Below are 20,739 nucleotides of genomic sequence, written 5' to 3' on the forward strand. Positions count from 1 at the left end.
CACGGTCTTCGTCGGCGTCGGCGCCGCCCTGGGCGCCTTGCTCTACTGGTGCGTGATGATGGTCCGCAAGGTCGGCATCCTCGTCATGGTCACCCTCGCGGTCTTCGCCGGAGCAGGCGGTGGCTGGGAGGTCGCCCGGCGCTGGCGCAAGGGCTGGATCGAGGCCACCGCAACCCTGGTCGTCTCCAAGCTCCTGATGACGGTGATCTTCGTGCTCGGTATCGCGGCGATGGGCAAGACCGAGGCCAAGGACGGCATCGCCGCGCTCGCCGACGTGATGGCCGGCATCGTCATCCTGGCCCTGGTGTTGTTGTGCCCGTACGCGACGTTCAAGTTCGTGCACTGGGCCGCCTCCGAAGGCTCGGATGCCGAGACGCTGCACCGCTCCGGCGGAGCGGGCGCGCAGATGGCCCGCCAGCACGCCGAACGCGCCGGCCGCAAGGCCGCCGCCGCGGTCGCCACCGCCGGAACAGGTGGTGCGGCGGCCGGAGCGGGCGCCGCTCCCCAGGGTCCGGATGCCGTGCCGGGCGGTTTCCCCGGCGACATCGCCACCACCCCCACGCCGAACACCGGTAACGAAGGCGGCAGCAGCTCCACAACGCCGTCGTCCGGAGGCGAGGGAATCAAGAGCGGCCTGGATAAGGCTGTGCAGCCCGTGCCGACCAGCCCACGCGACGACACCAGCGGCCACCTCGGCGGCACGCCCGGGCCCGGCGGGTCGGGTGGCGGGTCCACCGGTCAGGGCAGCGGCTTCATGTCCGCACCCCCCACCAGCTCCTCCGCCCCACCGCCGCAGGGCTCTCCGCCGTCCCCGCACTCCACGAGTACGGCCTCAACCGGCACGCCGCCGCCTCCGCCCACAGGCCTGTGACCCATTCCCGCGCCGGGACGGCGCCCCGCACTCGCCGTGTGGGGATGCCCCGCCCGCGCCTCACCGGAAACCGGCTCTTGTCTGAACTCTCCATCTCCCCGATCACGGTCAGATTCCCGCACCGCTCCAGGCGCGGCATCCTCCTCGGCCTCTCCCTGCCCCAGCTCCTGCTCGTCTCTTCGGCGTTGGCCCTGCTGCTCATCACCGTGGTGACCACCGGGCTGCTCGGCGCGATCGCGCTGACCCCGCTGTGGGCAATCGTCGCTGCCCTGGTCGCCATCCGCCGCAACGGCCAGTCCCTGATCGACTGGGCTCCGATCGTCGCCCGCTACGCCCACCGCCGCCGCACCGGCCAGACACTGTGGCTGGCCCGTCCGCTCTCCCGGCCCCGTCAGGACGGCGTGCTGCACCTGCCGGGCACCGCCGCCTCGTTGAAGGTCGTCACTCCAGGCGACTCCGCCAACCAGGCTGCTGCCGTGCACGACCCACATCACCAGACCCTCACCGCCATCGCCCGGGTCTCCTCCCGCGCGTTCGCCCTGCTCGACCCTGCCACGCAGACCGCGAACGTGGCGGGCTGGGGCAGGGCGCTGGCCGGCATCGCCCGCACCTCACACGTCGCCACCGTGCAGGTTCTCGAACGCACCGTGCCTGACTCCGGCGATACCCTCGCCCGCCACTGGGCCCAGCACGGCCGACCCGATACCCCGGTTGCCGGGCAGGTGTACTCCGAGCTGGTCGCCTCGGCCGGCCCGGCCGCCGCCCCACACGAGGCGTACCTGGCCATCAGCCTGGATCTCAAAGCCGCCAAGCGCCTCATCAGCCAGGCCGGCGGCGGGCTACCAGGTGCCTTCACGGTGCTGGAGCAGACCACCTCCGCCATCGCGCTCGCCGCACGCAGCGCGGGACTCATGGTGACCGGCTGGCTCAACGCGCGGGAGATCGCTGCGGTCATCCGCACCGCCTACGACCCCCACGCCCTCTCCGCCCTCCAGCAGTGGTCGCCGACCGGGCGCGCCGAAGCCGACCCGCCCGCGGCCGGGCCCGTCGTCCAGGTCGAGGAGTACGACCGCCTCGGCACCGACAGCGCCCGCCACGCCACCTACTGGATCGAGAACTGGCCCCGCACCGAGACCACCCCCGGCTTCCTGCACGGGCTGATGTTCACCGCCGGGGTGCGCCGCAGCCTGTCCCTTATATACGTGCCGCAGGGACTCGAGTCCGCCCTGCGCGACGTCCAGCGCAAGAAGGCCGCCATCATCGCCGACGCCAACGAACGCGCCCGCCGCGGACAGGTCGATTCCGAGGCCGACTCCGTCGAGTACGCGGACGTCAAGGTCCGTGAGCGGCAGTTGATCGCCGGCCACGCCGACGTCGCCCTCACCGGGCTGCTCACCGTCAGCGCCGAAACCGACGCCGCCCTTGACGCCGCGTGCGCGCAGATCGAGACCGCCGCCGTCACCGCCCAGGTCGACCTGCGACGGCTGTACTACCAGCAGCCCGACGCATTCACCCTCGCCGCCCTGCCCCTCGCCCGCACGGCGCTGTAACACCCCTCCCACCCCGCTTCTGATGACGATCACCTCGCCACCCGGGCCCCGCTCCCGCCCGCGATGAACATGCCGTTCTGCGGCACCAAGGACCCCTTTGAACGCACTCCGCACCACTGACGCACACCCCTACCTCCGTGCCGCTACCGCCGGCCTGCGCCACCACGCGCGCGCCCACACCTCACACGGCGCCCCTGCCGACCGGCTGCACCTGGACACGCTGCACGCCCACCTCACCGCCGCCCACCAACTGCTCGACCAGCTCACCGACAGCACCCGCCCCCCGCATCCGGCCGCCGGGCGTCATCTGGCCGCCGCTCACCTGCGGTTGTGGCAGGCCACCGCCGCCGTCCATGACGCCTTCCACACCGTGCCCGCCGACGACGGAGAAGGTTTTGCGGCCGAGGAGTGCCGGCCCGAGCGTCTGCCGGAGGGCCCACTGGTGCTGACGATCTGCCAGCGACACCTGGCGGCCTCCCACGCGATCCGCCGCAAGACCACCCCCACCGACCTCCACACCCCGCTGCACGGCCACGCCACCACCTGCAGCCAGTAACCCCCCGCTCCACGAAAGGGCACTGCATGCACAAGCTGAAGCGCACCACCTCCACCGCCGTCGTCCTCGCCGCCCTCGCCGGCAGCACCACGCTCGCGACCGCCTCCCCCGCCGCCGCAGCCGACTACCGGTGCACTACCAGCACCAAGTCAATCGACGACCCGGCGTACTCGGGCCCGTGGGCCGACAACTGGGACGTCACGGTCCGCCTGTGTGCGAAGCACTCCGGCTCCACCGTCTACACCTACGCCAAGATCAGCTGGGACGGCCCCGTGTACGGCTACGTCGACGACAGCTCCATATTCGACGGCGCGTACTTCAAGCTCCAGGTCAAGAAGTCGCAGGCAGGCACCGACCCGGTGAAGAAGTCGGCGAACTACTACGGCATCGAGTCGCGGCTGGAGAACAGCGACTCCAACGCCAACTACAACAACAGCTACACCACGCCGGTCCTCAGCTACACGATCGGCTCCAGTCGCGGACTGGCCGACGGCGAATTGCACCTCGACTGGAACAACGACGGCAGGGGCTACTGGAAGCACCCGTTCAGCGCCTCACCGGCCGTCTGAGCCACACCCGCCCTGCTCCCAGCCGCCGTCACGTGAAAGCCGCTCCGTCATGACCCACCGGCCCGCGCGCCGAGCCCGCCGCGCCTCGGCCTCCCCCCTGTTCACCCCGCACGGCACCGACCGGGCCAGCCGCAAAGCCGCGCGCCGTCAGCTCGCCGAAGCCGCCGCCAGGGCCCGCGCCGAAGCAGGCGTCCACCCGGACGGCCAAGAGGCTGTCGAGCCCGAGATGCCGCCGCCGCTGTTCCCGCCCCGCGGCCGTCCCGGACCCGCCTCCGCCCGTGGAAACAGGCTGAAGCTGCCGCAGCACCGCATGACCACCGCCACCGCCAGCGGCGCGTATCCCTTCCTCGCCGAGGGCGGCCTGGGCGCCGAGGGCATCTACATCGGCCGTGACGTCCACGCCGAGGCGTCGTTCACGTTCGACCCGTTCGCACTGTACGGGCGCCTCGAAGGGTTCACCAACCCCAACGTCCTGCTCGCCGGAGTGATCGGCCAGGGCAAGAGCGCGCTGGCCAAGTCCTTCGCCCTGCGCTCCATCGCCCACGGCTACCGCGTCTACGTGCCCTGCGACCCCAAGGGCGAATGGACGCCGGTCGCCTCCGCGCTCGGCGGCACCTCCATCGCGCTGGGCCCCGGCCTGCCCGGCAAGCTCAACCCTCTGGACGCCGCCCCGCGCCCGGCCGGCGTGCCGGAGGCCGACTGGGCGGGCGAGATCCGCAAACGCCGCCTGCTCCTGCTCGGCTCCCTCGCCCGGACCGTCCTGGGCCGCGATCTGCTGCCGATGGAGCACACCGCGCTCGACGTCGCCCTCGACGCGGTCGTCGCCCAGGCCGCCGCCGTCCACCGAACACCCCTGCTGGGCGATATCGCCGCCACCCTCAACAACCCCGACCAGCTCGATGCCGCCGCCGGGACCATGTCCGGACGGCTCGGTGAAGCCGCCCGCGACCTCGCCCACGCCATGCGCCGCCTCGTCCACGGCGACCTGGCCGGCATGTTCGACGCTCCCTCCACCGTCGCCTTCGACCCCAGCTCCCCGATGCTGACCATCGACCTGTCGAGGCTCGGCGGCTCCGGAGACGACACCGCGCTCGTCCTCGCCATGACCTGCGCAAGCGCCTGGATGGAATCAGCGCTCACCGACCCGCACGGCGGCAGGCGCTGGATCGTCTACGACGAAGCCTGGCGCCTGATGCGCCACCCCGGCCTCCTCCAGCGCATGCAGTCGCAGTGGAAACTCTCCCGCGGCCTGGGCATCGCCAACCTCATGGTCATCCACCGGCTGTCCGACCTGCTCACCGCCGGCGACGCAGGCTCCCAGGGTCGCGCGCTCGCCGAGGGCCTCCTGGCCGACTGCTCCACCCGCATCATCTACCGCCAGGAAACCGACCAACTCCACGCCGCAGCCGCCCTGCTCGGCCTGACGAGCGTGGAGACCGAGGCCATCGCCCACCTCAACCGCGGACGCGGACTGTGGCGCGTCGCCGGACGATCTTTCATCGTCCAACATCAACTCCACCCGCACGAGCTGGCGTTGTTCGATACGGACGCCCGTATGCACTAGAAAGGCCGGAAGTTCGAGTGAATATTGACGCTTTTCGCAGGAACTTCCGTACTCACGGCGTCGGCAGGCTACTCCGAGGGCGAAGTTCCCGGAACATCCTCACGCGTGGCGGCGAGATCAGCGTGCTCGAGGGTGTCCAGGTAGCGGTTGGTGCTCTCGATGCCGAGCCCGAACAGGTCGCTGATGCGGCGGGCATCGCCGCCGGTGGCATGGACCTCGGCGAGGATGCGGTCCTCACGCAGCGCTTGCGGACGGATGGCGCATTGCTTCCAGGGGAAACGTCTGCTGACCGCAAGCAGTCGGGGTGCGGATTTCTGGTGGATGAGCAGATGCGGGTTGCGCGAGTTCGGCCAAGTGCGGGAACGATGGTCGAGCCATCGGGCGAGGCGTTCGCGTACGGGCTGGGCAAGCGGGATGCTGCGCCCGTCCAGGCGGAGTCGGCCGTCAACGGTGTCGGTCAGCAGCAGCTCCGAGACTTCCTTCGCGGTCAGGGCGTGGAAGGCGACGAGAGCGACGGCCAGCGCGACGGCGGGGTTGGCCGAGTTCAGCTCCTGCCTGACGAGGGCGGTGTCCATCGGCAGCGGCACGGTCGGGTTGAGCGTGGTGCCCTTCATGCCGCGCATGGGGTTCGCGAAGATGAGTTTGCGTGCCTTGAGGTTCTTGAACAGGGACCTCAGCCCCCGTTCCATGAGGGCACGCTGGGATCCGCTCTCCGGCAGGGCGGCGCGTATCTGCGCGGTGGTGATCTCGGCCAGCGACTGGTGTCCGGCCTCGGCCCAGGCGGTGATCGCCGGGGCAATGGCTCGGACGTGGACTCGCACGGTGAGGGGGTCGCGGGCTCGTTGTCGGGGTGCCGTGGTGGCTCCGTCGATCATGATCGTCAGCCAGGCTTCGAGCTGCTGACGCATCACGGGCGGCAGGTCGGATGTCTTGTTGGTGAAGTAGGTCTCGATCGGCCGCGGCCGGTCATCGATGAGCAGGTCTGCGGCAGCGAGGACGTCGATGGTGGAGACGATGTTGCCGTCGTAGCGCGGGAGTTGGAGGACGTCGCTGGCGCGGATCTTCGTGGCCGGGGTGTCGCGGAGCGTCTGCAGCAGCCGCAGCGAGCGGATCACGTCGTTGCGTTGCCGCTTGCTCCAGCCGAACCGCTCGGCATGCTCGCGGACGATCGCGGCGCAGTATCGGGTCAGCTCGCTGTCCTCGGCCAGCGCCCGCCGACGGAGGACTTCCGCATCGGGCGGCACGTCGATGAGCACGGGCTGGAACCATGCACTGACCCTGAGCGTGCTCGGTGCGGGACCGGGCCTGCCCCATCCACCTGGCGTTTTCCTGGGCTTGGAAGGCCGTTTGCGCGGTCCGGGTTCGAGCCGGCGCGTCCGGCGGCGCTGGAAGTGCATGTTGGCGAAGTACAACTGCTGGCCGTGCGCGTTCGCTTCGGCCAGGTCGAGTGCTCGCCCAGGCTCCTGCAGCATCCGGGCCTGTTCCAGGCAGAGCCGGCACGCGCCCTGGTCGCCGACCGGACTTTCCCGGCGGCAGTAGTCACACACGCTCTGCGGGTAATGGGACTGCCACCAGCGGCAGGACCAGCACATCCAGTTGTGGGGCGGATACACGCCCCACGCCAGGCAGCCCTTGCAAGATCCCGGCTTGTGCGGGCTGCGCGGGTGGCACCGTCGGCACATGCCCTGGCTGAAGTAGTCATTCCTCGTCGTGCACTTCGAGCACGGTGGCGGGGTGAAGGGGCCACCCGGCAGGCACTCGTAGCAGAAGTCCACGCGGGGCTTTGTCCACGCGGCCGGGTTGACCTGGCAGCCGGTGCACTTCGGCGGCGACCGTAACGGCGCGTTCTCGCCCGGCGCGGGACTCATAGCGGCGGCGTCGAGCGGGGCTTGCCGAACCGGGGAGCGACCGGTGGCGGTGGCCCGTCATCATTGACTGCTTCGGCCTTGCTCGGGCGCCCCGCGGCCACCTTGTCCGGCTCCGGGGTCATCAGGTCCGAGGGGGCGCAGTGCAGGACGGCGCAGAGCACGTCGAGCTCGCTCAGCCGGATCGTCGGCGGGCTCCCGGCCCACCAGGACGACATCTTCCCGGCGCTGATCTCCAAGCCGGCGTCGGCGAGCATCCGGCGCATCTGCGCGGATTTCCAGATGCCGCGCTCGGCAGCTCGCATCCTCAGATTCCACTGCACGGGCTGCTCACCTCTCGTCCGCAAAGCGGGTCTCGGTCCGCTGGTTGGCACTGCGCCAGGCCAGCTCCACGTGTTCGCTGCGTACGTGGATATAGCCGGACGTCGTGGAGAGCCACTGATGCCCCAGCAGCTCCTGGATCGCTTTCAAGTCCATCCCGGCCCCATACAACGAGGAGGCACAGTAATGCCGCAGCACGTGAGGCGTCAGCCGGCCCGACCAGGACGGCAGGAACCGTCCGGTGTGGATCGTCAGGCCCCGCCGCAGCGAGAAGTCGCTCACCCGCCCGCACCGTCCCAGCTCCGCGTCGAAACGTTCCGAGGGGAGCATCGGCGCGTCGGGATCGGCCCAGTCGTCGCTGAACTGGTGACGGACCTCGGCCAGCCACCAGTCGACGAGCTGATCAGCGCCGTTGATCGCCGGGACCAGGCGCGCCTTGAAGCCGCGCCCGCGCGAGCCCTTCCCGAACCGCACGTGGAACTTGCCCAGCCCGCCCAGGTCAGGGCGCCAGTCGCGGATGTCGAGCATGACCGTCTCATTCATCCGCAGGCCGAGGCGGCGCCACAGCGAGGCAGCGAAGTAGTCCCTGGCAGCGGGAAGATACTTGCGGGCCTCGGGTATCGACTGCCGCCAGCCGTTGAACAGTTCGTCGACCTCTACGTCGGCGGGCGGCACCCGAACCTTTCCCAGCGCCGCGCCGGACTGCCGGTTGAACTCATCGATCGGCTGCTCGACGACCACGCCCGTCGCCCGGTGGATCGCCCCCTGATAGCGCGCGATCACGAACTCATAGAACTGCGCCAGCGCTCCGGCCTTGCCCGCGCGGGTACTCACCGCATGCCCCATCCGCCGCTGCTCCGCCAGGAAGCTGTCCGCCTCCGCGAAGGTCGCCTCCCACAGCGGCCCGGTCAGCGACCGGGCGAACTCGATGACCGTCGCCCGGGTGGCGCGGATATGCCCGTCACTGAGCCCACCTGCGGCCATCGCCAGCGCGTACTCGTCGACGATCTCCTGCTCGAAGTCCTCGACGTCCTGAGCAGTCCGCAACACCTCGTCGGTAACGCCGCCTCGCAGCGCGACGAGCTTCATGCGCTCGGTCGTTCACCCTGACAGACCATGCGTCGACCATACCGACGAACCGTCACCCACGCTGACGGTTCATCACATCTTTGCCTGCACGCGAAGAACCCCGAACCACATGGGAACACGGCCGATCCAACCCCGGGAATCGGAACCGGAACTTCAACGCATAGAGATTACACATCACGAGGCTCATGAATCCCGACGCCCGGCGCGAACTGATACCACGCGACGCCACCCTGCACCTGATCGGCGCGCTCGACGACATGAACGCCAAACTCCTCGACGCCGCCGAGCGGTGGCATCTCCTGGACGAGACCGGTCATGTGCCGGCCACGCCGTCCTACGCCGATTTGCTCCAGCAAGCCGCCGACGCGCAGGCCCTCTCCCGCGACGTCGTCCGCATGACTACCGAATTCGCCCGGACCGCCCACAGCACGAACCGCGCCGGCAGCGCCGTCCTCGCCCACCTCGCGACGGCGGCCACCATGTCGAGCCACGCTGCCCCGTACTTCGCCGAGACAGCGGAGACCGCCCTTTTTCTGCCCCGGTCCTCCAGCCCGACCGACCGGCACCACCGGGAAAATCGCATGGTCATCGACCATGCCACGGCGCGCGCCTATCTGCGGCGCACGTCGGAATCGCTCCGCGACGCGGTCAAGGAACTCGACGCCCACCTCGACTTCCACCGCTTCTTTCCCACGCCTTCCCGGCCCGACAGCCCGGCGCCTGCGCCGTCCAGGCCGAGCGCACGCCACCGGTAGCCCGCACCGAAGCATCCACGCCGGCATCACCCCCTCAAGGAATCCCCCGAACCGCCCCGCGATGCCAGGAGGGTGATGTAGCTCGGCATCTTCCCGCCCGTGTCGCGGCACGCACGCCAGTACCAACGAACCCACGTCTGTGAGAACACAACCTCACCGAACGAAAGAAGGATGCACTGCAGCACCCCGACTTCGAGCTGTATGACAACGTCGGCCGCACCGCCGAACAGATCCACGCCTACCATGCCCGGTCCGCCACACGGGACGACCTGCACCGCTGGGCCACACGCGATGCCGAAGACTTCCGCACGCGCAACGCCCTGCCGTCGGAGCCTTTCCCCGCCCCAGACCTGAGCCCCTACCGCACAGCTCTGGACGCGGCCGAGACTCCGGCCGAGTTCAGCGCCGTCCTCAACGCCCTGCTGGACGCTGTCGCCCCGTTCCTCAACGAGGTCATCGACCAGCTCGCCGCCACCGCGACGTGGAAGGGCCAAAACCGCGGAGCCGAACCCGAGTCCCCGCCCTGGCTGCTGCGTGGCGCCGCCAGCAGAATCGCCTCCGCTGTGGCCATGGCGAACGAAGCAGATCTCAAGGGCCTCCGCGCGTACTACGACCCGCCCCCGGATCTCGACGCGCTCACCAGGCAGGCCCAGGCAGCCCACACCACACCTCCGGCTCCGCCCCCGCCGGGGCGGCAGCCAGGTCCAGAAGGGCCACGGCGGTGACCGAAGCATCATCACCGACTGCCGCCGACCCCGGAGAAACCGGCCGGCCACTCCAGCCCGGCGCCCCTGCCGCCCAGGACTGGGCGGCCGATGCCGTACGTGATATCACCGACCAGCTGAATGCCGCCCGCTCGTACGACGAAGCCGCCGGCCTCCTCGATGAGGTCCTGGAGCCGACCGAGGGACTCCTCGCCAGCCTCGAAGACTTCTTCGAAGCGGCAGCCAAGACGGCCAAGGCAGCCGAACGCCAGGACGGCTTCGACCTCTACCACGACCTCCAGACGGCCGCGCTCACGCTGCGTCGGCTCGGCGAAGACCTGCACGTCGCCGTCGACCGCATGCATGCGCTCGCCGTCCCGCCGCGCCGGAGCTGGCAGGAAGCCGTGGCCGACTTCTACGCCACCGCCCCCAGCGCCCCCAGCCATTCGGCACCGGCGCCCCCGCCTGCCGGACCGTCCCCCGGCCGCACCCGCTGACAGCGCCTCAGGAACCATGCCCGCATCCCGCACCGACGCATCCGCCTTCGCCACCGCCCTCGCCCAGCACCTGCCTGGGCAGTGGTACCGCACGTACGAAGGCTTCCCTCCTCCCAAGAACCACCGGTTGATCGCCGACCGCGTGTGGGACTGCGGTCCCCCCAATTCGGCCGTCCAGGACTTCCCCGACGCCCCCATCCCGCTCCTCGAAGGGCCCGACGACACACAGCTGTGCGTCATCGAACGACCCCGCTATCCCCGCCAATACCTGGTCGCACCGCTCGAGCCCAAGGGCTTCAAGCCACACCACTTCCGCATGGTGAACGAGCCGAACGGCATCGCCGTCCCCGACGATCCGGTCCGAGCCGCCGCCGCGGTCTCCCGCCGCGTGCTGCCCCGCTACCGGCAGGCCCTGGACGCGGTCCGTCACAACGCCCGCACCCAGCCCGAGCCCCCGCACCGGCTGCCCGCACCGGAGGTCGCCCAGACCCTCACGCTGATCTGGTATCCCGACGGGGTCGTGGGCGCACCGTATAAGTCGGTACCGGAAGACGCCCGCATGGTGCTGTACGGCTGTCGTTTCCAGTACAGCCCGCACGAGTCGGCGTTCGTCCTGCCCGCCTCCTACAGCACCAGCGACCGCGCCCTGCTCATCCAGAGCGCCGTCCGGCTGCTCACCGCCCAGGGCATCGGCGTCAACTTCCGCCACGCCGCCCCCGCCTCCGCGGGGCCACCGACCCGCCCGCCGACAGCGGCGCTCGGCCCGCAACCGACGGCGAGCACGCCGTCCTCGGCACGGCGGTAGACGCCACCACACATCCTGGAGTTGCCGCTGTCCGATCCTGACCAGCGGATGCTGCTGCACGACGTGGCCGACCGGCTCAACACCGTGGCCGACCACCTCCCGCTCCCCGACCAGATCCATCCCGATCCCGGGCTGAGCGAGATCCTGGATGACGAAGTCCGCCACCTGGCCCGCCTGCTGGGCTACCTGGCCGGGGAGAGCGCCTTCCGCCACCGGGCCACAGCCCGCTACCCGAGCCAGGCCACAGCCACCGTGCGCCGCACCACCCTTGCTCTCGCCCAAGCGGCCGAGCCCACCGGTGCCGCCCTCGCCGCCCTCGGAGCCGCCGTCCACCACCTCGGCCTCCTCGCCGACCTCACCCACAAAGCCCCTGGTCCCGCCCGCACCCGGGCAATCGCCTCCGCGCACCAGGGTCTCGTGGACAGGCTCGGTGAAAGCCGCACCCACCTCGCCCGCGCCGCGAAGCACCTGCGTGCCGCCGCCGACACCCGGGCGACACCGGCCGTGACCGCGCCGTCCCCGCCGACGGCATCCGCCACCGCATCCCCTACCCGGTAACTCGCTATTCCCCCGGAGCTCCCTCATTCCCCTCCACACCTCCGCCCGCCACACCACCCTCCTGCTCACCGCCGTATCCATCGCGCTGACCGCATCCGCCTGCGCCACCTCCGGCACCACCGACGCCGACACCACAGCCAAGACCACGGCCACCCGCAGCGCCTCCCCCACGCCGACCGCCAAGCCGACGCTGACGAAGAAGGAGGCCCTCGCCCAGATCGCCCACTACTCCAAGATCAACAACGAGGCCAACGCCGACAACAACCGAAAGCTCCTCGACACCATCGAGGACGGCCCGCTGTACGCGATGTCGGTCGCGGACTACAAGCAGGACGAGGGCCTGCCCAAGGCCGACCGCGAGAAGTACAAGCCGTGGTCGTACAACCTTGCCTCCACCGACGTCTACATCCCCCGCTTCACCGCCGGACAGCCCAAGTGGTTCGCCGCCGTCACCTACAGCGGCAAGAACAACAAGTACGCCCGCGTCCTGATCATGGCCGAACAGGCCAATACGCAGCGGTGGGAGATGGTCGCCGCCGTCGACCTCGACGACACCAAGCAGGTCCCGAAGATCGCACTCGACGCGGACGGCTACGCCACCGCCATCGACGCGACCGCCGCCAAGGCCGTGGCCGCCCCGGCCGACGTGCTGCGTGCCGCCGTGATCGACAACTTCGCAACCGGCGGCGACCTGACGGGCCAGAAGGTCTTCGCCACGACGAAGACATCGAAGCGGCAGATCAAGGTCCACGACGAGACGATCCACAAGTTCGGCAGCCGCGGCACCACCGAGTTCTCCTCCGCCGTCACCGAGTTCCCGGACAGCTACGCGCTCAAGACAGCCGATGGCAGTGCCCTCATGGTCCTCGCGCACACCCACACCCAGCGCGACGCCGTCGCCCACTCCGGGCTGCAGATCGTGCCGGACAAGGAAGACCGCGCCTGGCTCGGCACCACCCCGAGCCCGTCCTTCACGTACACATTCACCTGCTCCGACGTGGCCACCGTCCCCACCACTCCGGGCAAGTCGCAGCTCATCGGCTACGCCTGCCGCCGAACCGACGCCGAGGGTCTGTCCACCTCCGCGTGAGCACGCAGCCCCCAGAAGCCACGTGGACGAGGAACTACCCTTGCATGTAACCGAGTTCGCCACCGCGCTCGCCGACCGCCTGCCCGGCCGGTGGCAGCCCGGTCCGGCGACAACACTCATCGCCCAGGACGCCGCCAGCAACCGCATCTGGGACAGCGGCCCCCTGGCGTACACCGCCTTCGAAGCCGCCGACGTGCAGCGATGCGTACTCACTTCCCCGCACGGACTCCAGCTGTACGTCATGCCCCGCCCCCACCGCCTCGGCCAGTACCTGGTGCTGCCGATGCTGCCCGCCGGCACCAGCCACGAACACGTCCAGGGCCTTGCTGATGCCCCGCGCGGCATCGCCGTTCCCGCGCACCCCGCCCGCGCCGCAGCCGCCGTACGCCGCCGCTTCCTGATCGACTACCGTCTCGCGGCCATGCCGGCGTGGCGCCGTGCGAGTCCCGGCCGTCTGCTGGTGGAGATCCACTTCGATGCCGAGGCCCGCCCGCGCATCACCTGCACCTACGGCCGCGCCCTCATTCATCTCCTGGCGTACGGTGGCTTCCTTCTCGACCCCGCCACGGGCGAGTGCCACCTGCCGCAGGACCTCCCGCCCGAGCAGGCCGCACGCCAGCTCCACCGCAGCGTCGCACGACTGGAGAGCCTGGACTTCACCGTGGCCGTCCGGCCCCCGCACAGCCCGGCGCCAACCGCCGACCGGCCCGTGCCGCCACTGGCCGACCCGCACCCAGGCAGGCGCCGATGAGTCTTGCCGACGACGCCTTCATCGACGCTCGCCTCGCCTACTGGCAGCGCCACATCACAAGGACGGCCGCGAGTCTCATCCCGCCGCAGATCGGTCCGGCACACGCTGACCTCGGGCCTGTGCTGGACCAGCTCATCGCCGTGTACAACCTGGCGGGCGGCCTCGTCGCCGACCTGCGCCAGTCCGCCGACGGCTCCCTCGCGACGAGCGATGCGGGACGCGCGTACCTGTCCCAGCTGGCTACCGCGCTCGCGCACAGCAATCGTGCCGCAACGCACCTGGGCACGGCCGTGATCGGCCTCGCCGATACGCACCGGCTCACCCCGCGCCCCGGCACCGCCGTCCCCGTCGAGAGCCGGCTGGCCGTCACGCTCGGCCACGCCGCCGCGCTGCGCAGCCTGAACCGAGCCCTGGCAGCCGTCACCAGCCCACTCTCCGACGCTCAGCCCAGCACAAGGCCCGTGCCAGCGCCCGCTGTCGCCGAGCAGCACCGCCGTGCCGCCGACAGTACCCGGCACCCACCCCGTGCGCCGCCGCCCCTGAAGTTCGGGGGCAACCATCCACCATCCGAACGTCCTTGGAGAACTCCTGGCCACCCGTTCCTTCATCGCCCGACCCACCGACACCGGGTACGCCGGCGTCTACTGCCACTGGGACGGCTATCCCAGCCACCACCTTCCCCTGCTGCTCGGCGCCCACCAGTACCGCTTCGGCGGTGACCTCGACGCCCTGTGCCGGCACCTGATCGACGAGGCGCCCGACGGCTGGTCCCAGCTGGGCACCGACCTCCTCGACGGCGCCCCCGAACCGCTGCGCGCCGAACTCGTCGGCAGCGACGAACACCCCAGCAGGAGACTCGACAACGTTCACGTCATCACCGTCGGCGCAGCCGAGCCCGAGCCGTGGACCGTCACCGAGACCTCCCACCGGGGCCTGGACTGGGGATACGTCCTGCACTCGCAGGAGGGCATTGAGGTCATCCCGCTCAACGCGGAGGACCGCGGCCCCGTCGTGGCCTGGGACACCGACCCCAGGGCCCGGTTCAGCAACAGCACCTACCGGTGGCGCCCCGGCCACCCGGTCCCGGCGACGCTGCCGCCCCGCACGACGGCCTCGACCATCACCCCCACCGCTGCGGCGCCTACCGCCCGCACCGCTCCCCGCCGCTGACGCAACTCCCTTCACCCCGTTTACCTGTCCCGGAGATCTCTCTGCCCGCGCCATCCCCCGCCAAGATCACGGTCGTCATCGCCACGCAGCTCAGGCCCGAGCGGCTCGGCCACCTGACGGCCATGTACGAAAGCCTCACCCGCCAGCAGGCGCCCTGGGAGGCGGTCGTCGCGCTCGACGGCGCCGACCCCGCCCGACTCCCGGCCCCGCTCGCCACCGATGACCGCGTCCGTGTCCTGCCGCTGCCCCGCCAGGTGGGGGCAGCGTGCGCCCGCAACCTCGCACTCAACGACGTGCGCACTGACTACGTCAACTGGGCCGATGACGACGACGAGTTCAGCGACCACGCGATGGCCGTACGGCTGCGCGTGTTGGAGGCGACAGGTGTGGGCTGGTGCGCGGGATACAGCCAGGACGTGCACGCGGACGGGTCCACGACGCTGTGGCGGTGCCCGACTCCGCCCGGCCGGCACGAAGCCGGGGACGTGTGGACGTACTGGGAGAGGCCCGAGGACACCATCCCGATCGGCCCCACCACCATCCTCGCCCGCACCGACCTCGTGCGCGCCGCCCCCATGGGCGGGCTCGTCCAGGGCGAGGACTACATCGCCGCCCTCGGCGTCACCAGCCTCGCGCCCGGCATCCTGCTACCCCTCCCGGTCTACCGGTACCGCCAACACCCCGGCCAGATGACTCGCCAGAACTCCTACGACGCCCTGGAGGCGAGCGCTCGGCGGCATGCGTGGAACTTCGGACGCAGCCTGCGGGTCGCCCTGTCCCGCCTGGAGCCGAGCGATGCGAGCGAGGCACTCTGATGCCCGCCTCCGCCACCCAGGCCGCCCTTAACTACCTGGGCCGGCACCTGGACGAACTCGCCGACGCCTTCCCCACCAACGCCGCGGCGGTCGACGTGGTCACGCTGACGGACGACATCAACGTCCTGGCCCACCATCTTGAGTACGCCACCGAGCGAGCACAGGAACGGTTCACCGTGCCGGAGACGGTCTGCCTTCCAGAACGGGTCGCCTTGGCTCGGCTCGCCGAGGCCGCTGCCGGGATCGCGGGCGCTCTGAACGTGCTCACCGAGGCCCTGACCCACGCCGCCACCGGCTTCCACCGGGAGGCCCTGCCGGACCTCGCCGTCTCCCCTCTGCGCAACGACCCCGAGGTCATGCGGAATATGGCGGCCGAGAAATACGCCGAGGCCGCCGCCCGGCTTCGCGAAACCGCCACCGGCCTGCGCCCTGCGCCCGCCCCGGCGGCACCTTCCACACCTCCCTCGGCCGCGCTACGGACGCCACCGCCTGCCCATGCCGGGCCTCAGCCCCTGCAGCGAGCGCAGCGCTGACCCCATCGAAAGAACCCCGCATGCCTCCCAATCCTCCTGCCGAAATCACGCTCGTCTTGAGTGCCAGCGCCGACATCGTCGCCGTCGCTCACGGCGAGCGATACCGGTGGGCACAGACCGCACTGAAGCTCGTCGGCTTCCAGCACCGCGACGATGGCACGTTCGCCCTGACGGTCAGCGATCCGCAGGCGGCGCGCGACGCCGTGCACCAGCTGATCCCCACCGCCCGCCGCCATCAGGCCACCGTCACGGCCAGCAACAGGCGCTACCTCGGCGACGTCGCCGACGAGATAGCCGCCCACCTGCCGGGCACTTGGAGCGCCAAGGTAGCTGTGCACAGCCACCCGGTATGGCAGCACGACCTGCTCCCGTGGCTGTGGGATGCCGGCGAACTGATCCACGCCGTCCAAACCGAGCGGCTCCCCTACACGGCGACCCTGACCGACGACACGGGGATCGAACTGCTGCTCACTGAACGGCCCGGACACCAACACGACTACCTGGTGGGCGCATTCGCCCCGAACGGCTTCGATGAACACGTCGCACAGACGACTCCGCCGAGCAGCATCGTCCTGCCCGCCGCCCCCGAGCAAGCCGCCCACGCGATCGCCAACCGGTTCCTGCCCGCCTACCACCACGCCCTTCACACCTGGCGCAGGGCCACCGTCGCCTTCGCACTCGAGCGGCTCCGCGAGGAGTACGACGCCCGGCAGGCGATCACGGAGTCCGGCCGCTTCAGCGACGGCAGACCCATGAACCCTGACCACATCCCGGACCTGGAAGGGCAGTCCGCCGACTTCACCTGGCAGGAGTTCCGCGACGTCCTCACCCACGCACCGGCCCTGCTCGATCAGTGCCGCCCCGCCACGACCACCTGGCCCGAAGACGCCGCCGTGCTGGACCGCCTGCGCGTCGCCCTGGCGCAGGGCACCGGGATCCTGGCCGACTGGAACGCCCGGCTGGACGACCTCCGCCAGACTCCGGCGGCACTGCCGGCCGAGACGTACGGGGACGCGAAGGCCGAGCGCGACGCGCGCATGCTGCCCGTGATCGAGGCATGGATCGCCGACCGCGAGGTGTTCCTGCGCCAATCCCGCGCCGCCGCCCCGCTCCACCCACTCGCCGCACATGACCACGCTACCCGCGCGCTCCCGCCAGTCCCTGCCCACACTCCCGGTGCGAGTTCCGCGCGCCGGTGACTCGAGAAGAAAGACCCCGCACCTGTCTGACCACTTCCGCTTCAGCGCCCACCCCGAAAACGGCTTCCTGGCCATCGCCACGGCGAACATCCCCCCACACCTGGCCCACTGGTTCCTGGTCCGTGAGCAGTTCGAGCCGGTTCCCGATACGCCGGGCCTGTACCGGCTGACGCATCCCGAGAAGGACGGCCTGCGCCGCACCCGCCAGGCCGTGAAGGACCTTCGCCGCCACGGCTACCTAGTGCACACCGAGCCCGCCCTCGACCCCGGCCCGCCTCAACCGACCGTGCAGCAGGGGCGTACGGCACCCCGCGCCCGCCTCGCGCAAGCCGCCGCACGCCCTGCGCACCTGCCTCCCGCCCTCACCACCACGCCCGTCCCCGCGCCCCGGCCAACCACCGTCCCCGGCACCGGCATCAGCCCCTCCTCCAAACCCGGACGAGGCAGGTGAGCATGACCAGCACACCGATCCGCATCCTCCGCGGCCCTGGTGGCGAAGTTGAGGTCGAGGGCCCGTACGACGCCTTCGCCGCGAGCGTCCTGGCCCGCGCCGGATTCGAGACCTACCCCACCCTGCGCGGGCAGTGGGTCCGTCTCCCGTTCGACCTAGGCCGCACCTGGGAGAACGACCGCGCCACGTGGGCGGCCGACATGCTCACCGCCGCCCGCTACAGCGTCGACCTCGCCCCGGACCTGCAAAGCCATCCGCCCGGTACGTCCGCGCCGCCCTCGGCACCACACCGTACGAAGGCCGCGATGACCGCACAGCCCACCCGCCGCGGCAACCGCCGCTGACGTACGGCCACGACACGAAAGACGCCGACCTGACTTCCTTCGCCGAGATCACCCTCTACCTCAGCAACCACCGCACGATCGTCGCCCTCCCCAGCGGGGACGGTCACCGGTGGGCCGAGACGGCTCTGGACCTCGCGGGCTTCGCCACGGACCGCGACGGCATCTACCAACTGCCCCTGGGCGAACCCATCAAGGCACGCGAGGCCCTCGCCCACCTTCACCAGACCGCCCGTGACTGCCGAGCCAAGGTCATCACCCGTGAGGGCCCGTACCTGGGTGACATCGCCTCCGTCTTCTGCGAGGGCCTACCCGGCCCGTGGGAGGCGACCATCGAGACCTTCCCGTCCCAGCGGACGCCCGGCGATCTGCTGGCGCGGATGTGGACCTCCGGGCCGCTGATGTCCAGCCTGGAGAAAATCCGGGTGCCCTGCGCAGCGATTCTCCGCGACGGCGCCGGCACCGAACTGCTCCTCGTTGAGCAGCCAGGGGACCGTCAGTATCTGGTCGGCGCTCTGCTCCCCAGTCCGGACCACGTCAACGCAACAGCTCCGGGCCCCAGGAGCATCATCGCGCACAACGCCCACCTCGCCACCGGGGCGATCCTCAATCGCCTCCTGCCCGAGTACGAGCAGGCCGTCCACCTCTCGCGGCTACGCGAAGTGGAAGACGACCTCACGTGGGTCCAGGAGACTTTCGAGCCCGGTACCGTGCTCACGCCGTATCCCCCCGACCTCGATGCCGCACTGGATCGATTCCTCACCCACGCACCCGAGTTCATCGCCACCCTCCGCCGTCCAGGTGGCAAGCCCCTCACCGGGCAGGAGACTGCGTTCCTCGACCGTATCGAGGCCGACCTCCAGGCAGCACGCGAGGTCAACAGCGGCGAATTGTCGCCCACCGGCTCCGCCGCTGGTGCCCAGCTTCCGGTGGATGCGATGGAGCTGTGGCTCACCGAGGGCGAGCAACTGATCGAGATGGCCCGAGATATCACCTGGCCGCCCTCCACAGCACCCGTGCGAGCGCGACTCCGTACGACGCCGCCCGCACCCCCGGTATCCGCCAACAGCACCGCCCTACGCCGCTGAGCCCCTGAATGGAAACCCCTCTCCGCAATTGACCACCACCGATCATGCGCCGGCCCAGTTCCCGGCCGCCGCCTCGACTTCCTATCGCGCTGTGCTGGGCAGCTGGCATGTCGCCCGGCTACTCGGCGGCACCCTCGTCGGACGCATGCCCAACGGCATGGCGCCCGTCGCCATCGTGCTGCTGATCACTTCCCAAGGCGCCTCCCTGGCCTCAGCCGGACTGCTGAGCGCCATGTACGGGCTGGCTGGCGCGCTCTCCCAGCCGGTCAAGGGCCGCCTGATGGACCGCCATGGCCAGATGCCGGTGTCCGCGCCCGGCGCAGTCATCAGCTCCGGCTGTGTGCTGCTCTTGCTGGTCGGGGACGATCCGACCCTCGCGCTCTTCGCCGTCGTACTCGCGGGCCTGTGCTCCCCTCCGCTGGAGGCGGGACTGCGGGCTCTGTGGCCCACCGTCCTGACCGACCCTGGCCGGCGCCGGGTCGCCCTCACGCTCGATACCGGCTCCCAGGGTCTGCTCTACACCGCCGGCCCGCTCCTGGTCGCCGCGCTCGCCACCGCCTACGGTCCCCCCGCCGCGATTCTCGCGACCGTCGTGCTCGGCCTGGTGGGCACGGCCGTGGTGCTCACCGCGCCCCCGTCGCGCGCCTGGCGCCCGCAGCACACCGGCGGCTCCGCCGCGACCGGGCTTCACAGCACGCCCCTGTCGCTGGTCTTCCTGGCCCATGCCGGCTTCGGGATCGCTCTCGGCGCCATGAACGTCTGGGCGGTGGCCATGGCCGAACTGCACGAGGTGGAGCTGCTGTCCGGGCTGATCCCCGCAGCCTTCGCCACCGGCAGCTTCCTCGGCGGCCTCCTCTACGCCCGCCGAGCCTGGCCGGGCTCGCCCATCGTCCAGTTGCTCACAGCCGCGGCCGGATTCTGCGCCGGGTGGCTGCCGCTGCTCGCCCTTCCCGGCCCTCGCATGGCGACCGTCGTGGTCACCGTGCCGGGCGTGTTCCTCACTGTGGTGATCGCCTGCGGCTTCACGACCGCGGATGTCCTCGTGTCACCTCTTCGGAGAACCGAAGCGTACGCCTGGCTGATCGCCTCGGTCGGCGTCGGCCCAGGCCGCCGGCACCGCCCTGGCCGGGGCCCTCGCCACCCACCGCATCACCGCCGCGGCCCTGCCCGCGGCGGGAGCCGCCCTCGCCCTGGCGGTCCTCACCTGCGCCCACCACCGCATCACGGCCCGCGGTGAGCACTGAGCCCACCGTCGTCGTCCCCCTGCCCGGGGGACGTCGCCACCGCCTCACTTCCCATGCCCCATCACGAAAGGCCCTTCTGCCATGCCCCTCCCATCTTCGCCCGTCTGGGACCACCACATCGAGGACTGCGCGGTCTGTACCTCGCCCGACCGTGACGAGCCCACCCTGCTGCGCTGCGCCGTCCTGACTCTCCTGCAGCACGGCGTCTTCATGGCCGAGGACGACATCCCGCTGCCCGAGATCCTCAGCGACGGCGGCCACTACCTGCGCGGCCTGGCTTCGTCCCTGGGCGGCGACGAGACCACCCCGGTGCCCAAGACCGAGCACTGGCCCTGGGTCGACGCCGAACTGCG

Annotated in this window: 21 protein-coding genes and 1 pseudogene; 18 read left to right on the top strand and 4 right to left on the bottom strand. The window is 70.7% G+C overall.

Annotation, left to right across the window (positions count from 1 at the left end):
- The 5 genes and pseudogenes from ACLZN2_RS49805 to ACLZN2_RS49825 all read left to right on the top strand — a co-directional run.
- Positions 1 to 871, top strand: a pseudogene (locus tag ACLZN2_RS49805) (ATP-binding protein); the annotation flags it as partial.
- Positions 872 to 915: 44 nt separating this feature from the next.
- Positions 916 to 2,421: an SCO6880 family protein gene (locus ACLZN2_RS49810; protein ID WP_416986778.1), complete on the top strand. Its 1,506-nt coding sequence runs from the start codon at positions 916 to 918 to the stop codon at positions 2,419 to 2,421.
- A gap of 97 nt (positions 2,422 to 2,518) precedes the next feature.
- Positions 2,519 to 2,977 carry a DUF6238 family protein gene (locus ACLZN2_RS49815; RefSeq protein ID WP_416986780.1) on the top strand — a complete coding sequence of 153 codons (459 nt, stop codon included), beginning with the start codon at positions 2,519 to 2,521 and terminating at the stop codon, positions 2,975 to 2,977.
- 26 nt (positions 2,978 to 3,003) lie between these two features.
- On the top strand, positions 3,004 to 3,546 hold the full coding sequence (locus tag ACLZN2_RS49820; protein ID WP_416986782.1) for a hypothetical protein: 543 nt from the start codon (positions 3,004 to 3,006) through the stop codon (positions 3,544 to 3,546).
- 49 nt (positions 3,547 to 3,595) lie between these two features.
- On the top strand, positions 3,596 to 5,110 hold the full coding sequence (locus ACLZN2_RS49825; protein ID WP_416986783.1) for an ATP-binding protein: 1,515 nt from the start codon (positions 3,596 to 3,598) through the stop codon (positions 5,108 to 5,110).
- Positions 5,111 to 5,178: 68 nt separating this feature from the next.
- Here the strand turns inward: ACLZN2_RS49825 and ACLZN2_RS49830 are convergent, their stop codons facing one another.
- From ACLZN2_RS49830 to ACLZN2_RS49840, 3 genes are all read right to left on the bottom strand, one after another.
- Complete coding sequence (locus ACLZN2_RS49830; RefSeq protein WP_416986785.1) at positions 5,179 to 6,366, bottom strand: hypothetical protein; 1,188 nt, start codon at positions 6,364 to 6,366, stop codon at positions 5,179 to 5,181.
- 608 nt (positions 6,367 to 6,974) lie between these two features.
- Positions 6,975 to 7,280, bottom strand: coding sequence for a helix-turn-helix domain-containing protein (locus ACLZN2_RS49835; protein ID WP_416986787.1), 306 nt, complete (start codon positions 7,278 to 7,280; stop codon positions 6,975 to 6,977).
- A 25-nt stretch (positions 7,281 to 7,305) separates the two neighbouring features.
- A complete protein-coding gene (locus ACLZN2_RS49840) occupies positions 7,306 to 8,385 on the bottom strand; it encodes a tyrosine-type recombinase/integrase (protein WP_416986788.1) in 1,080 nt (359 codons plus the stop codon).
- 185 nt (positions 8,386 to 8,570) lie between these two features.
- Between ACLZN2_RS49840 and ACLZN2_RS49845 the strand changes: the two genes are divergently transcribed.
- The 6 genes from ACLZN2_RS49845 (at position 8,571) to ACLZN2_RS49870 (ending at position 13,545) form a co-directional block, all read left to right on the top strand.
- A complete protein-coding gene (locus ACLZN2_RS49845) occupies positions 8,571 to 9,140 on the top strand; it encodes a hypothetical protein (RefSeq protein WP_416986789.1) in 570 nt (189 codons plus the stop codon).
- A gap of 721 nt (positions 9,141 to 9,861) precedes the next feature.
- Positions 9,862 to 10,341, top strand: coding sequence for a hypothetical protein (locus ACLZN2_RS49850; RefSeq protein ID WP_416986791.1), 480 nt, complete (start codon positions 9,862 to 9,864; stop codon positions 10,339 to 10,341).
- Between the two features lie 16 nt (positions 10,342 to 10,357).
- Positions 10,358 to 11,146 (top strand): hypothetical protein, encoded by a 789-nt coding sequence (locus ACLZN2_RS49855; protein WP_416986793.1) that lies wholly within the window; start codon positions 10,358 to 10,360, stop codon positions 11,144 to 11,146.
- A gap of 48 nt (positions 11,147 to 11,194) precedes the next feature.
- Positions 11,195 to 11,704, top strand: coding sequence for a hypothetical protein (locus ACLZN2_RS49860; protein ID WP_416986794.1), 510 nt, complete (start codon positions 11,195 to 11,197; stop codon positions 11,702 to 11,704).
- 307 nt (positions 11,705 to 12,011) lie between these two features.
- Complete coding sequence (locus ACLZN2_RS49865; protein WP_416986796.1) at positions 12,012 to 12,794, top strand: hypothetical protein; 783 nt, start codon at positions 12,012 to 12,014, stop codon at positions 12,792 to 12,794.
- A gap of 40 nt (positions 12,795 to 12,834) precedes the next feature.
- The gene (locus ACLZN2_RS49870; protein ID WP_416986798.1) at positions 12,835 to 13,545 is read left to right on the top strand and encodes a hypothetical protein; all 711 of its coding nucleotides are present in this window, start codon (positions 12,835 to 12,837) and stop codon (positions 13,543 to 13,545) included.
- Positions 13,546 to 13,965: 420 nt separating this feature from the next.
- Here ACLZN2_RS49870 and ACLZN2_RS49875 read toward each other — a convergent pair whose 3' ends face one another.
- On the bottom strand, positions 13,966 to 14,415 hold the full coding sequence (locus ACLZN2_RS49875; RefSeq protein ID WP_416986800.1) for a hypothetical protein: 450 nt from the start codon (positions 14,413 to 14,415) through the stop codon (positions 13,966 to 13,968).
- 422 nt (positions 14,416 to 14,837) lie between these two features.
- Between ACLZN2_RS49875 and ACLZN2_RS49880 the strand changes: the two genes are divergently transcribed.
- From ACLZN2_RS49880 to ACLZN2_RS49910, 7 genes are all read left to right on the top strand, one after another.
- Positions 14,838 to 15,530 carry a glycosyltransferase gene (locus ACLZN2_RS49880; RefSeq protein ID WP_416986810.1) on the top strand — a complete coding sequence of 231 codons (693 nt, stop codon included), beginning with the start codon at positions 14,838 to 14,840 and terminating at the stop codon, positions 15,528 to 15,530.
- On the top strand, positions 15,530 to 16,063 hold the full coding sequence (locus tag ACLZN2_RS49885) for a hypothetical protein (protein WP_416986801.1): 534 nt from the start codon (positions 15,530 to 15,532) through the stop codon (positions 16,061 to 16,063). Before ACLZN2_RS49880 ends, ACLZN2_RS49885 begins: the two co-directional genes overlap by 1 nt.
- Positions 16,064 to 16,119: 56 nt before the next feature.
- Positions 16,120 to 17,262: a hypothetical protein gene (locus ACLZN2_RS49890; RefSeq protein ID WP_416986803.1), complete on the top strand. Its 1,143-nt coding sequence runs from the start codon at positions 16,120 to 16,122 to the stop codon at positions 17,260 to 17,262.
- Complete coding sequence (locus ACLZN2_RS49895; RefSeq protein WP_416986805.1) at positions 17,240 to 17,713, top strand: hypothetical protein; 474 nt, start codon at positions 17,240 to 17,242, stop codon at positions 17,711 to 17,713. Before ACLZN2_RS49890 ends, ACLZN2_RS49895 begins: the two co-directional genes overlap by 23 nt.
- 2 nt (positions 17,714 to 17,715) lie before the next feature.
- The gene (locus tag ACLZN2_RS49900) at positions 17,716 to 18,057 is read left to right on the top strand and encodes a hypothetical protein (protein ID WP_416986806.1); all 342 of its coding nucleotides are present in this window, start codon (positions 17,716 to 17,718) and stop codon (positions 18,055 to 18,057) included.
- Between the two features lie 1,113 nt (positions 18,058 to 19,170).
- Entirely contained in the window at positions 19,171 to 20,379 is a 1,209-nt protein-coding gene (locus tag ACLZN2_RS49905; protein ID WP_416986808.1) for an MFS transporter, read from the top strand.
- Between the two features lie 88 nt (positions 20,380 to 20,467).
- The coding region (locus ACLZN2_RS49910; RefSeq protein ID WP_416986809.1) for a hypothetical protein at positions 20,468 to 20,739 on the top strand (272 nt) is incomplete at its 3' end.

Origin of the sequence: Streptomyces sp. T028 (assembly GCF_048159505.1) — a bacterium.
Classification (GTDB): domain Bacteria; phylum Actinomycetota; class Actinomycetes; order Streptomycetales; family Streptomycetaceae; genus Streptomyces.